The sequence below is a fragment of the Paenibacillus sp. LK1 genome (assembly GCF_002750415.1).
Classification (GTDB): domain Bacteria; phylum Bacillota; class Bacilli; order Paenibacillales; family Paenibacillaceae; genus Paenibacillus; species Paenibacillus taichungensis.
The window spans coordinates 106719-119542 of the sequence record NZ_PEII01000015.1 but is presented as its reverse complement, the minus strand read 5'-3'; the positions used below and the strand labels follow the sequence as shown (position 1 = coordinate 119542).

14 protein-coding genes are annotated in these 12824 nt (G+C 46.9%); 8 read left to right on the top strand and 6 right to left on the bottom strand.

Features of this window, described 5'->3' with window-relative positions:
- Positions 1 to 16: 16 nt before the first annotated feature.
- The 5 genes from CS562_RS27390 to CS562_RS32755 form a co-directional block, all read right to left on the bottom strand.
- Positions 17 to 1024, bottom strand: coding sequence for a LacI family DNA-binding transcriptional regulator (locus CS562_RS27390; RefSeq protein WP_099858779.1), 1008 nt, complete (start codon positions 1022 to 1024; stop codon positions 17 to 19).
- Between the two features lie 131 nt (positions 1025 to 1155).
- Positions 1156 to 2538, bottom strand: coding sequence for an ABC transporter substrate-binding protein (locus tag CS562_RS27385; protein WP_076290525.1), 1383 nt, complete (start codon positions 2536 to 2538; stop codon positions 1156 to 1158).
- A 54-nt stretch (positions 2539 to 2592) separates the two neighbouring features.
- Positions 2593 to 3477 (bottom strand): carbohydrate ABC transporter permease, encoded by an 885-nt coding sequence (locus CS562_RS27380; RefSeq protein WP_099858778.1) that lies wholly within the window; start codon positions 3475 to 3477, stop codon positions 2593 to 2595.
- Entirely contained in the window at positions 3474 to 4331 is an 858-nt protein-coding gene (locus tag CS562_RS27375; RefSeq protein WP_053779693.1) for a carbohydrate ABC transporter permease, read from the bottom strand. The genes CS562_RS27380 and CS562_RS27375 overlap by 4 nt, the downstream gene beginning before the upstream one ends.
- Positions 4332 to 4536: 205 nt before the next feature.
- A complete protein-coding gene (locus CS562_RS32755; RefSeq protein WP_143813573.1) occupies positions 4537 to 4842 on the bottom strand; it encodes a hypothetical protein in 306 nt (101 codons plus the stop codon).
- On the opposite strand from CS562_RS32755, the gene CS562_RS27365 reads away from it, so the two are divergent.
- Entirely contained in the window at positions 4821 to 5177 is a 357-nt protein-coding gene (locus CS562_RS27365; RefSeq protein WP_099858776.1) for a FlxA-like family protein, read from the top strand. The two genes, CS562_RS32755 and CS562_RS27365, sit on opposite strands and share 22 nt — an antisense overlap.
- Before the next feature lie 140 nt (positions 5178 to 5317).
- Here the strand turns inward: CS562_RS27365 and CS562_RS27360 are convergent, their stop codons facing one another.
- Positions 5318 to 6673 carry an MATE family efflux transporter gene (locus tag CS562_RS27360; RefSeq protein WP_099858775.1) on the bottom strand — a complete coding sequence of 452 codons (1356 nt, stop codon included), beginning with the start codon at positions 6671 to 6673 and terminating at the stop codon, positions 5318 to 5320.
- A 167-nt stretch (positions 6674 to 6840) separates the two neighbouring features.
- On the opposite strand from CS562_RS27360, the gene CS562_RS27355 reads away from it, so the two are divergent.
- The 7 genes from CS562_RS27355 to CS562_RS27325 all read left to right on the top strand — a co-directional run bounded on the left by CS562_RS27355 (position 6841) and on the right by CS562_RS27325 (position 12699).
- Positions 6841 to 7575, top strand: coding sequence for a class I SAM-dependent methyltransferase (locus CS562_RS27355; RefSeq protein ID WP_099858774.1), 735 nt, complete (start codon positions 6841 to 6843; stop codon positions 7573 to 7575).
- A gap of 174 nt (positions 7576 to 7749) precedes the next feature.
- Positions 7750 to 8328 (top strand): RNA polymerase sigma factor, encoded by a 579-nt coding sequence (locus CS562_RS27350; RefSeq protein ID WP_257219620.1) that lies wholly within the window; start codon positions 7750 to 7752, stop codon positions 8326 to 8328.
- Positions 8325 to 9581, top strand: coding sequence for a hypothetical protein (locus CS562_RS27345; RefSeq protein ID WP_099858773.1), 1257 nt, complete (start codon positions 8325 to 8327; stop codon positions 9579 to 9581). Before CS562_RS27350 ends, CS562_RS27345 begins: the two co-directional genes overlap by 4 nt.
- A 60-nt stretch (positions 9582 to 9641) precedes the next feature.
- Positions 9642 to 10100, top strand: coding sequence for a 2-thiouracil desulfurase family protein (locus tag CS562_RS27340; protein ID WP_076290515.1), 459 nt, complete (start codon positions 9642 to 9644; stop codon positions 10098 to 10100).
- 264 nt (positions 10101 to 10364) lie between these two features.
- Entirely contained in the window at positions 10365 to 11042 is a 678-nt protein-coding gene (locus CS562_RS27335; protein ID WP_099858772.1) for an NAD(P)H-dependent oxidoreductase, read from the top strand.
- 147 nt (positions 11043 to 11189) lie between these two features.
- On the top strand, positions 11190 to 11501 hold the full coding sequence (locus CS562_RS27330; RefSeq protein ID WP_063567799.1) for an ArsR/SmtB family transcription factor: 312 nt from the start codon (positions 11190 to 11192) through the stop codon (positions 11499 to 11501).
- Positions 11502 to 11664: 163 nt separating this feature from the next.
- Positions 11665 to 12699: an LLM class flavin-dependent oxidoreductase gene (locus CS562_RS27325; RefSeq protein WP_099858771.1), complete on the top strand. Its 1035-nt coding sequence runs from the start codon at positions 11665 to 11667 to the stop codon at positions 12697 to 12699.
- Positions 12700 to 12824: the final 125 nt, after the last annotated feature.

Genomic DNA, 12824 nt, shown 5'->3' with positions numbered 1-12824 from the left:
TATAAGGTTATATTTTTTATCCGGTCGTACCTTTTGTTGGTGATCCAGTAGATTCTCGCACGATGAGTTCAGGATCGATCCTTACATTAGCCCCGCGTTTCATCGTACCGTCCATGCGTTTCAGCAGCATATCGGCAGCGGCAACCCCAATGCGGTCGGCAGGCTGCCGGACCGTTGTCAGATGGGGGTGCAATTTGGATGAAATATACTGATCGTCATAGCCGACGATAGCTACCTGTTCAGGCACCTTGATGCCTTCTTCCATGAGGGCGTTCACGACCCCAAGCGCGATATGGTCATCGCCCGCGAACACCGCGGAAGGAAGGCGTCCCTCGCGCAGCCATTTGCGGCAGATGTCATAACCAAAATCGATTTCGAAATCGCCCGTAGTCATTTCAAACGGAGCCAGATTTTTTTCCTTTAGTGCCTGCAGGAAACCGCTGCGACGCTCTCTCGTACTGCGGAACATGTTTTGTCCGCTTAAGTGCGCGATGGAGGTATGGCCGAGATCAAGCAGATGCTTCGTAGCAGCATAGCCACCTTTGTAGTTGTCGATCGTTACCGAAAAAGTATCATTCTCCGGCTTTTGATTGTCGATGAGGACATAAGGAATATTGCGCCGCTTCAGTTCCACGATGTAGTTATCCTCTTCCATCGGCGAGAGCAGAATAAGTCCGTCTACCCGGTCCTCCTGGATCAGGTAATGGGTTTCATCGGAGCCGATGCCGGTAGAGACCGAAACGGCAAGAAAATAGCCGTGAAGTGCAAGCACTTCGTTCAGCTCTTTAACGACGGTATCAAAGAAGGAATCCTGAAGAGTGGTCATGATCAAGCCGACGATTCCTGTCTTACCGCGGGCTAAACTCCGCGCAGCAGCGTTGGGATGGTAATCGAGCTCCTTGATAGCCTCCAGAACCTTTTGCCTATTTTTCTCTCGTACGGATTCGGCACCGTTTAAGACGCGAGAGACCGTTACGACGGAGAGCCCTGATTTCTTTGCAACATCAAATATACTAACCTTCATTGTTTATTCTCCTTGCGGCAGATTTTCCGTACTTTATATTGACTTAACATTAGTATACATGTACGGAGGCTTAGCCGCGAAGCTAATTTGATAGATGCACCGCCCCTTGCGGGACGGCACAATGTTTAGCGTTAACGTTTGATAATTTCCATGACCTTTTTCTGAATCGTCGGCATTACTTCTTCAACGGTACTGTGTCCGGTATCGATCGGCTGCATCTCGTTGATGAACATGTCGTTGATTTGAGAATAGTGGGTGATCAGGTGGTTGTAGGATTCAAATCCGTATTCCACAGCGCCTTCGTAAACCTTCTTCACATCTGCCGCATCGATACCATCAAAATGCTTGTAATAGGTTTCGGCTGCCTTCGTATTTACAGGAGGGTTACCACCGCTCAGGTCGATGGATTTTTCCTGAATTTCGTCGCTGACGAGATACTTGATCCATTCAAAAGCTTCCTTCGGATGTTTGGAGCCCTTTAGAATCAAGAGTGGATCGACGAAAAGCACGCTGCGGACCTTGTCATTGCCGCCGGCAGGCACTGCGGCTACGCCAACCTTGAAAGGGAAGTCATTGGAGCCCGCAAGGCTCCATGAGCCGCTGACGGTCATACCGACCTTGCCGGTTACGAACGCATCGCCGTTTTGGCCCGCTACGCTTTTGCTCCATTCCGTTGTCGGAGACACTTTATCTTTTAAGATCAGGTTGAACAGCTTGTTATAGGCTGCGATGACTTCAGGCGAATCGAAATGAGTCTCAGATGGTACGCCGCCGTTGGTCCAGGTATCCTGGGAGTAGGGTTCGGCTCCGAAATAGAGCGGGCGCATATCGCGCTCGGACCATGTGAAGTCAACGCCATATTGAGTTTTGGCAATATCATTGGATACATGCGTCATTTTCTTCGCGTCTTCGACCATTTTGTCAAACGTCCAGCTCTTGTCCTCGTAATCGCTTGGAGGGTAAGGAACATTGGCAGCGTCGAACATGTCTTTGTTGTAGAGCATCAGAGAGACGTACATGTTGACCGGAATACCGTAGACTTGGTCTTTGACGGTGTAGATTTTCATAAGATCATCCGGGATGTTGTAGTCGGACGCTTTAAATCCGTCTTCCTTAATAATGTCGTTCATGTCGAGCAGCATGTCTTTGTTGTAATACTCTGCAAAACCGCCGTATCCATAATGGCTTGTGACGTCAGGCGATTTGCCCCCGGCAATCAGTGTTTGGAGTTTACTGTCGAATTGCTCGTAAGGAGCTTTCTCGACTTTTACCTTAATATTTGGATGTTGGGCTTCAAAATCCGGAACGAGCTTTTCGATAAAGGTGCGATCCTCGGAATCGATGGTGTAGTGCGTTATGGTTACTTGCCCACCTGAGTTAGCGCTATCGCCATCGTTACCAGGTACGACATCTCCTGCTGATTTACCGCCACTACAGCCGGACAATGCCAATACGACGAGCATGCTGGTCGCAAGCAAAAGTGTAAAAGACTTTTTGATCCTTATCGTTTTCATGAGCTACAGTCCCCCATATATTCAAGTTTTTTTGCCGCCCCTGCGACGGAGTCTTTACTTGATGCCTGTAAGTACAATTCCTTCTACAAACCGCTTCTGGGCTATCGCAAACAGAGTCACGATCGGCAGCATGGCGAGCACGGAGGCAACCATGAGCAGATGCCACGGCGGAATTCGGAAACGCGAAGATGTGAAGGAAGACATACCGACCGGAAGCGTAAACTTATCCGATGAGCTTAAATAGAGTACAGGTGTCAAAAGATCGTTCCAGCTGTAGATGAAGGCAAAGATCGCAACGGTTGCAAGTGCCGGACCGGATAGAGGCAAAGCGATCTGTCGCCACATCCGGAACTCGCTGCAGCCATCGATGCGTCCGGCGTCAAACAGCTCATCCGGCAGCGTGGAGAAGAACTGTCGCAGCAAAAAGATGTTGTATGCCGAACCGAAAAACGCAGGGACAATCAGCGGCAGGAAAGTATCGATCCAGTTCAGCTTGGAAAAGAGAATGAACTGTGGGATCATAATCGCTGGATATGGAAGCATCATGGTGCTGAGCATGAGCATGAACCAGAGGTTGCTGCCTTTGCCCCGATATCTGGCGAAACCATAGCCTGCAAGAGCCGACGAAAACAGGGTGCCCACAACGGTCAAAATGCCGATAATGAGACTGTTCATATACATTTGACCGAAGTTAAGCGTGTCGAAAATTTCTCTGTAGTTACTCCACTGCCAGGACTCCGGCAGAAAGGTCGGAGGAAACGTCAGCAGTTCCTTCTTCGATTTCAGTGAGGTCGAGACCATGAAAAACAAAGGGAGGAGCATGAGAAAGGTGGTGACCACCAGGGCAATGAAGCTGGCAATGCTAACCGGGTCGATTTTGCGCCGGCGTTTATTCACAGAAGGTGAAGCCCCTGGTCCGGCAGTCGGAATCGTACTCATTTGCGTCCGCCTCCTTCATAGTGAACATAACGGTTCGAGAGTTTAATAATGAGCGCCGTAAACGCCATGACGACGATCAACAGCACCCAAGCGAGTGCCGAGGAGTAGCCTGCCCTGTATTCCTTGAAGGCGCTGGTGTACAGGTTGTAAACATAGAACCAGGTCGAGTAGTTTGGACCCCCTTGGGTCATTACATAAGCCTGTGTAAATACCTGGAAGGAATCAATGACGCCCATAATCAGCTGGAACAAAAGTACCGGTGAAATCATGGGAAGCGTCACGTTCAGGAAAATGCGGAAGCGTCCCGCACCGTCAAGCCTGGCGGCTTCCACGAGGCTTGAAGGAACGCCCTGAAGTCCCGCAAGGAACAGAATCATGCCTGAGCCCACCGTCCAGAAGGACATAATCATCAGAGCGTAAAGCGCATAATCGGGGCTCATGAGCCAGGCTGGGCCGCTAATGCCGAACCAGGACAGCACGTAATTGAACAGACCGATCGATGGGTTGAAAATCCAGTACCACAGCAAGGACATGGCAACGCCGGATACCATGCTCGGAAAATACATGGCCGTGCGGAAAAATCCGCGGAACGGTATTTTCGCATTGAGCAGGAGAGCAAATCCAAGTGCCAGCAGCAGCTGGATCGGTACACTGATAAAGGTATAGCGCACCGTTACGACAACAGATTTCCAAAACAGGTCATTTTGAAACATTTCTTTGTAATTCGCGAGTCCGACATATTTCGGCGGGTGGATAATGTCATAGTCCGTGAAGCTGTAATAAAGGGATGACAGAATCGGATACAAGGCAAACACGAAGAAACCGATAAGCCATGGAGAGATGAAGAGGTACATGTAAAATGTCTGCCGCCGGCTTTCGCGATGGGTCACATAAACACCAACCTTTCTAAATGATATAAAGTTATAACGCTTTAACTTTCAGAGTTAAGTTCCCCCGTAATAAAAAGGTTTCATATGATGTTATGTAGTTGAAAGTTAAAGTGCTTTAACTTTATTATCCGGACTGATGAGATTATCATAGTGGATGGTTTCTCAATTATCAACCCTTTTTTTGGATGTTTGTAAGCGCTACCTTCGTTGAAGCTTCGTAAGTTTTGTCAAAACGCCTCGCAAAAGGCTGATATAGATAGGTTTGGGTGGATATTCCAGCCATCCGAAATTCAAAAATTTCTTGGAAGAAATTTTCACGAAAGGACTTGGTGGCTTTGTTCGAAAAACTAGAAATGGCCTGCAGCCAATCATTCAGCAACCTTTCAGTTGATTTTAACGTTCCTTTCGTCTGGATTGGGTATAGTGGAACCAAGAAAGAGGAGGAGATCAACAATGAATATTTCTTCAGCATCAAGTTCTACGACATCCTACATATCCACATCTTCATCGAGTTCAAACAGCACAAGCGAGTTGGAGAAACAAAAGACGAAGCTAGAGGCCGAATTGGAGAAAGTGCAATCCACTAAGGACGATGATAAAACCAAGGAGACCAAAACGAAGCAGCTGCAGCAGCAAATCAAGCAAATCGAAGCTCAAATCTCGCAGCAAAGCTCCCAGAGCAGCGGGGCAACCGCCACCAAAGAAGCACCGCCAGCCAAACCGCCAACCAATGGCATACAAGCAGCGTCCCCGCAAGAAATTGCAAATGCAACGACGGACAGCAACGGTCGTTTTGATATACGAGTATAAGAGGGAATACAGAACTTAATATAAAACTATATATTAAACCAACGAGCTAATCGATAAGTTATAGCTGATTAGCTTAACCCAAAAGCCCTGCCTGATCTCTATAGATCAAGCAGGGCTTTTGGTTTTTACATGTACATGCTTTATTCAAGCGTTAAACTGTTTATCCGTTCAGAGATGGCTCTTTTTTTATAATACATGCCGATAGTCACCAGAACTACCATCTCAGATAGCGGAACGGCAAGCCATACGCCAGTAACACCTAAGAATGAAGGGAGGATCGCAATCAGAGCAACCATAATAATCATCTCGCGTGCAGCTGTAATCCAAATGGCCATTTTGGCATTTCCGACAGATTGGAAGTACGTACTCATGACAAAGTTAATACCCATGAACAAGTATGCAAAAGTAAATATTCGCAGACCGTACACGGCGTTATCCGTCACGCTGGCACTGAAGTTCCCGAAGATTTGCACAAAATAAGGTGCGCCTAGTTGTACAACGAGTAACAGCAGGACCCCACATGCCAGAGCCGTTCTGGAGGCTAAACGAATGGTCTGTTTTTCCCGATCTATCTGTTTGGCTCCGTGATAATAACTGACCAAAGGTTGGGCAGCGGAGGCCAGACCGAGGAATGCCAGGAGAACAACACCATGAATATAGTTCAAGACTGTAAAGGATGCTACGCCATCCGTGCCCGCAATCCGATCCAGTGAAATGTTGTGAGAGATGGAGAAGACGGACATGCCCAGTTCAGCCAGGAAGCTGGGGAAACCAATGAGTACAATGGAAGCCAGCAGTTTGGAATTCCAGTTGAAACGGGTAAATTTAAGATTATTATTTTTTCTGAAAAAGTGAGTTAGCAACACAAGAAGCGCCAGAGATGCCGATACAATTGTACCCATCGCAACGCCACGTACGCCCCATTCGAGCACGTATAACGTTATATAGTTGAGCACAATATTGGCTACTGCAAACGTAATCTGAGCATACATGGATGTATTGGGATTTCCGTCGTTACGAACAAAAATCGTGAGTGCATTCTCAATGGTGAAGACAAAACCGAACAACAGCATAATGTTCATATAGTCCGCAGCAAACGGGAATGTTTCAGGATTGGCACCAAGGGCAAAGACAAGCTTATCTCTGAAAGTATATGCCGTATATCCAATAACCATTGTAATCAGCAAAATGATCGTAATGGATTTGGTGAAGAGTTGTCTCGCTGTCGTGAGATCCTTCTTACCCATATAAGTGGAATACAAGGTTGCCCCGCCCATTCCAATCCATAGCGACATGGCTACAAAAAGCGTATAGACAGGAGAAGCAATTCCGATTCCGGCTAGCGCTGTAGAACCTAGTTTGTGTCCAACCATAATGCCATCGATAATAAAGTTGAAAGCGATAACGAGCATCCCTAATATGGAAGGCACGAGGTAGCTTACAAATGCCTTACCTACAGATTGCCTTTCTAATGGATGCGTCCAATTTGTGTTCATGATGACCTCCGTTAGTATACTGAATGTTCGTTCTATATATTGTTATACTGAACGTTCGTTCTGTATAATAACATGCCGAGAATTTGGTTGGCAACTTTTCCAAAAGATGACCGTTTATATGGTAGAGTTAATAGAGCATCTTTTTTGATACGGGAGGGAATCTCTTTATGAAGCAAAACAAATACGATGAAGCCGAGTTTTTCGGCAATTACAGTCAGATGGCCCGATCAACCCAAGGGCTGGATGCTGCTGGCGAGTGGCATGAACTGCAAACGATGCTGCCTGAATTAAAGGGTAAAAACGTACTGGATCTGGGGTGCGGCTTTGGTTGGCACTGTCGATATGCACGTGAGCAACAGGCGAGTTCTGTGGTTGGCGTGGATTTGTCTGAAAATATGTTGCAACGGGCACGCGAGATGACGGATGATCCTCATATCGAGTACCAGCGTATGGCGATTGAGGATATTGATTTTGCACCCGGACAATTTGATGTGGTGATCAGCTCACTGGCTTTGCACTATATCGAGCGTCTGGATCAGGTATACGCCAAAATCAATGCATGTCTCGTCCAAGGAGGTACGTTTGTCTTGTCTGCAGAACATCCCATTTTCACGGCACGGGCGGAGCAGGACTGGCATTATGGACCTCAGGGTGAAATACTGCATTGGCCTGTGGATCATTATCAAGAGGAAGGGCAGCGGGTAGCGAACTTTCTGAACCAGGACGTGGTGAAATATCATCGGACGATGGCGACTCATCTGAATGAATTGATTCAAGCTGGGTTTGTCGTTCAACAGGTAGCCGAGTCCAAACCATCCCCTGAGATGATGGAGCAGGTTCCAGGTATGCGAGACGAGAATCGTCGACCGATGTTTCTGATGATTGCCGCGGTTAAGGCTTGAGCAGCAGCTTCGGCATTAAATGAAAGTTTATAGGTTTTATACTCGATAGACCAGCGCGTTCAGTACATCTGGACCTTGCTGGTTTATTTTATTTTGCAGGAGAAGGGTAAGAAATAAACCGATTGGGAACCAAACCCGATGGGATGCAGTCTTATTAAGTGAGGTGAACATCAGTTGGACTATCAATATCTGGCACACGCTCAGACGATCGACAATTACACACTTAGCAGCATGATGGATGAGTACGGGAACGACGTATGGAACTACGCGTACTTTCTGACCAAAAGTACCGAGCAGGCAGATGAATTATCACAAGAGGTGTTTATCCGGGCTTATTCCGGTATCGCCCATTTTCGAGGAGAATGCTCATTGAAGACATGGCTGCTGACCATTACTAGGAACACGACATTTACATACCGGAAGTCCAGATTTTTTCGCAGCAGCTTATGGGGAGAGACACTGCCAATCCACACGGAACAGATGAATGCGAGCATGGGTGAGATGAAGCCTGAAAAATGGGTTCACCCCTCTGCCGAAGCCGAGGCAATCAGCAGGGAGCACGTTCATGAAATCTGGGATATCATCATGGCTTTGCCTGATAAATTCCGGGAATTGCTTTTGCTGCATATGAAGTACGAACTTACGACGAGTGAAATTGCGGAAATGCTGTGCATCAGCGCGGGAACGGCCAAATCGCGACTGTCCCGGGCGAGAGCCAAAGTACGGAAACAGTGGGAGGAGCGGAGCGAATGAAACATAAGGATGACGAATGGGAAAAAGTAGTCAGACAGGAGCCGTTTGCGGCGTCTCCTTTTACCGAGGAGCATAAGCAGAACGTACTTCGCCAGGTAGCCTGGCTTAAATCGGAATCTGCACAGGAAATGAGCGATGTTGGGGATAAGTCCGTCGAGCAAAAAAAACTGCCCAATCCACACAGACGTCGTTTTCGCTCCCGCAGAGCCGTTATGGCGTGCACGACGATTGCAGCCGTGGCAGCGGCGGTCATTCTCTGGAACGGACAAATTGTGGAGCCTGTGATTGAAACAGTGTATCCCACAGCAGCGCTGCAATATACGGATGATGCCGGCATGAGCCTGCTCACAGACAAGATGAAAAAGAATGTAGCTGTCACGATGCGAGACTATCTTGGCAAACAATTACGTATAACCAAAGTGCAGGACCTTCCTGTTTCTGGAAGAGTATATGTCGAGGCTGGAAAAGAAGGTGACGAAGAATATGCGTTGATCTGGCTTGATGAGGCAACAGGCAATCTACGTGAGGTACAGATGAGACGGGAGATGGCAGCTAATGAGCTGGAGCATCGTTATTTGCGTCAAGTACCGTCACTGCTTCAGAATATTGGTGGGGACCCTGCGCTCAAACCAGTATCAGCCAAGCGATATGTGGGAATGAAGCAGGGTGAATTGGAACCGAAATCGTATACTACTCTAATGTTAGAGAATGAAAAAAGCTATGGAGAGATTATTTGGTTGCAGGATGAAGCGATCTCTGTTTCCGGTGATCTCGATCTTAAACAAGTTTCTCAAACTGCTTTGGCGTATGCAGAGGATTCCATTGAGGCGTTATCTGGCAAAACTGCTCTCGATCTGAGGAGCATACACCGGACAAAAGATGATGAGAATGGTGAGGATACAATTACTTTTAATTTTGGAGATTATTATTTTGTACAAACAACTGAAGGCAAGTCTGGCTTAAGTTATTCCGTTATAGATGCGAAGTATTATGGAAAAGAAATAAATAATTTGGAAGAAATGGAGGCTTATCATAAGGAACTCTTTGAAATGAAAGAATCTATCCTTAGGGAAAAGGCAGCACCAATAATCAAGAAAATATTTAAAGTTGATCTTCAAGCATATAAACTCCATCGAAATACCGAAACCCCGGGAATCGTTACATTTGAACTGGAATCGACAGGGGATGTTTTTCAAGTTCGATATAATGAGGATGCTCGTATTACGATGATCACAAGGGATGCCAACCTCTAAGACTTGATTCCATATGGTACAATCAATTTAATAGATGATTGGAGCATAAGGAGCATAACGATGAAATATTTGGTGAGTTCATGTCTAGCTGGCGTAGCCTGCCGTTACAACGGAACAGCGAGTCTGGATGCAAAGATTCAGGAGCTTGTGGAGCAGGAACAGGCAAAGATGGTCTGTCCGGAGCTGCTTGGAGGATTTTCCACCCCGCGGGAGCCAGCTGAAATTATCGGCGGTACGGGCAAGGATGTGCTGTCAGGTACAGCCAAGGTGATTGAGAAGAGTGGCAAGGACGTCACGGATCTGTACATTAAAGGGGCCTATCAGACACTTGAATGGGCGCAAAAACTGGATGTCACCTGTGTAGTGCTCAAAGAATTCAGTCCTTCCTGCGGTACACAGATGATCTACGATGGGAATTTTGCTAACCACAAAGTCGTGGGCGAAGGGGTTACGTCTGCTTTGCTGCGGCAAGAGGGATTTACGGTTATCTCGGAAAATGAGTTCATGGAACAGCTCTAAATTGTTGTAATTTTAATTATCTCTGACATGAATCACAGGTAAGTCGCCTTGGAGAGCAGCAGGTCCATGGCGACTTGTTTTTTGTTATAATAGGGCATCATTAATCACTGAAAACCTTGTTAGATAACAAAAGTTACTTTTATGAACTAAGAAACATTATTGTGCGTACTTTTATATTTTGATTATAAAATCTAAAATAATACTCAGGTATTCAGGTTTAGACCATAAATTTGAACATAAACAAGAAAAGGATGTGCAGATCATATGGAATCCTCGGCAAAAGCCATTACGAAAGAAAATATTTTGAACGCTTACTATTTCCGGCATGCAACCAAACAGTTTGATGCTTCACGTATCATTTCGCCAGAAGATTTTGAGTTTATTCTAGAAACGGGACGGTTGTCGCCAAGCTCAATTGGTTTGGAACCTTGGAAATTTCTGATTGTGCAGAACACGGACTTGCGCAAGCGTCTGTCCGAAGTTTCTTCCGGGGCTCAGAAACAATTGGCGAAGGCCAGCCATTTTATTGTTATTTTGGCGCGGTCTGATGCGAGTTATAACTCGCCTTACGCGGAATATATGCTGAAAGAAATTAAGGGCATGCCAAATGACGTATTTGAGTTGACTCGTGAAGCTTATGGCAAATTTCAGAAGAACCAACGAATGCTTGAGAACCCGCGTACTTTATTTGACTGGGCGTCGAAACAGACTTATATCGCTCTCGGTAATATGATGACTGCGGCAGCGCTGATTGGTATCGATTCCTGCCCAATTGAAGGGTTTAGATATGAAGACGTACATCGTATTCTGGAAGAGGAAGGCCTGTTAGAGGATGGACTATGGGATGTATCCGTCATGGCAGCCTTTGGTTATAGGGCGGAAGATCCTCCACGTGAGAAATCCCGTCAGCCTTTGGATAAAATCACGCAGTGGATTGATTAAGCTTATCAGTCCATGCTCGAACAAGTAAAAGAAACGGTCAGCACCAAGTTCTAAACGTATTCACATGTATTTATTGGCAGGCCAGTTCGTTCGTCGAATCGGTCTGTTTGGTTTGCAAAATGAAAGAAAGGGGGTATAATCTTACCCATGGAACCTATACTCATATTCAAAGCATTATCCAACGAGACACGTCGACAGATTCTGTTGTGGCTCAAAAACCCAGAGCAACACTTTCCACCGCTGGAGTTATCCCAGCATCCGGATGCTGGAAAGAGCGGCATATGTGTTGGAACGATTCAGGTGAAGGCCGGACTGGCTCAATCCGTCATATCCAGCTATCTGCTGACCATGCTCAAAGCCGGGTTGCTGATCTCCGAGCGTAGGGGACAGTGGACGTATTATCGCCGCAACGAAGAAACCATTCGTCAATTTGCCGAGTACGTACAGCACGAGCTATAAGCCGGACGCCGAGACGGAAGCAAGAATGCAGGTGCAGGCGGGTATTCCGTCCGGATGTAAACGGCTTGAAGAGTAGCTCTGCCACATCATTTTTTGTGCTTTTACATCTATATATCTGGATATACAAAAATAAAAATATAATCACAGAGGAGAACTTTCTATTATGTCTACCGACAACACAGCTTCATCCCATAAAAAACATATTAACGACGTTAAATTGTCCATTCTGGATTTGGCTCCTGTCGTAGTAGGTGCAACGCCTGCGGATGCGCTTCGCAACAGTCTAGATCTTGCTCAGCACGCAGAGCGTTGGGGATATCACCGTTATTGGGTAGCGGAGCATCACAATATGCCGGGCATCGCATCTTCCGCGACCTCGGTTGTCATTGGTTACCTTGCAGGTGGAACGAAGACCATTCGTCTCGGTTCAGGCGGAATCATGCTGCCTAACCATGCGCCGCTTGTTATAGCCGAGCAGTTTGGTACACTGGAATCCCTATATCCAGGCCGTATTGACCTTGGGCTGGGCCGTGCACCGGGAAGTGACCGGCGTACGTCTCTTGCTTTGCGTAAGGATCTGAACAGTGGTGAAGATTTCCCTGAATTGCTGGCTGAGCTTAGAGCATTCTTCGATGCTTCTGCTACATCGTACCATGCACCTGTTCGTGCTGTACCGGGTGAAGGATTGAACATCCCGATTTACCTGCTCGGCTCCAGTGATTTCAGTGCTCGTCTCGCCGGACAGCTGGGATTGCCGTTTGCTTTTGCTAGCCATTTCTCACCGGATTACACCCGGATTGCACTTGAAACGTATCGGAGCAGCTTCCAGCCATCCGATCACTTGAAAGAACCCCATGTTATTGTGGGTGTAAATGCTGTCGTGGCGGATACCGACGAAGAAGCAGCATGGCTTGGTACAACGATGCAGCAGCAGTTCCTGAACATTATTCGTGGGACAACCGGATTGGTGCAGCCACCAGCGGATATGGAGGGCAAGTGGACAGATCGTGAGAAAGCTGGTGTAGAGCAGACGCTGAAAGCAGCTGTGAACGGTTCTCCAGAGACCGTGCGTGGTCAACTGGAATCATTTATTGCTCAGACCCAGGCAGATGAGCTGATTATTACGTCGATGATCTATGATCATCAGGCACGCTTACACTCGTATGAGCTGATCGCTCAACTTGCGGGAAAAGCATAAATAAAAAAGCAAAAATGCAGCAGCGGACGTGAACTTAAGGCTCGAATGTTGCTAAGATATTAACGGTTTGTCTCTTCGGAGGCGAGCCGTTTTTTGGTAGGGATATTTTTCAAAGGAGGCGTATG

Bases quoted from the DNA above. Each gene is read 5' to 3' on its own strand.
- CS562_RS27345 (WP_099858773.1), top strand. From the start codon at position 8,325: ATGAAACATAAGGATGACGAATGGGAAAAAGTAGTCAGACAGGAGCCG.
- CS562_RS27355 (WP_099858774.1), top strand. From the start codon at position 6,841: ATGAAGCAAAACAAATACGATGAAGCCGAGTTTTTCGGCAATTACAGT.
- CS562_RS27365 (WP_099858776.1), top strand. From the start codon at position 4,821: ATGAATATTTCTTCAGCATCAAGTTCTACGACATCCTACATATCCACA.
- CS562_RS27375 (WP_053779693.1), bottom strand. From the start codon at position 4,331: ATGTACCTCTTCATCTCTCCATGGCTTATCGGTTTCTTCGTGTTTGCC.
- CS562_RS27390 (WP_099858779.1), bottom strand. From the start codon at position 1,024: ATGAAGGTTAGTATATTTGATGTTGCAAAGAAATCAGGGCTCTCCGTC.
- CS562_RS27335 (WP_099858772.1), top strand. From the start codon at position 10,365: ATGGAATCCTCGGCAAAAGCCATTACGAAAGAAAATATTTTGAACGCT.
- CS562_RS27385 (WP_076290525.1), bottom strand. From the start codon at position 2,538: ATGAAAACGATAAGGATCAAAAAGTCTTTTACACTTTTGCTTGCGACC.
- CS562_RS27380 (WP_099858778.1), bottom strand. From the start codon at position 3,477: ATGAGTACGATTCCGACTGCCGGACCAGGGGCTTCACCTTCTGTGAAT.
- CS562_RS27330 (WP_063567799.1), top strand. From the start codon at position 11,190: ATGGAACCTATACTCATATTCAAAGCATTATCCAACGAGACACGTCGA.
- CS562_RS27360 (WP_099858775.1), bottom strand. From the start codon at position 6,673: ATGAACACAAATTGGACGCATCCATTAGAAAGGCAATCTGTAGGTAAG.
- CS562_RS27325 (WP_099858771.1), top strand. From the start codon at position 11,665: ATGTCTACCGACAACACAGCTTCATCCCATAAAAAACATATTAACGAC.
- CS562_RS27340 (WP_076290515.1), top strand. From the start codon at position 9,642: ATGAAATATTTGGTGAGTTCATGTCTAGCTGGCGTAGCCTGCCGTTAC.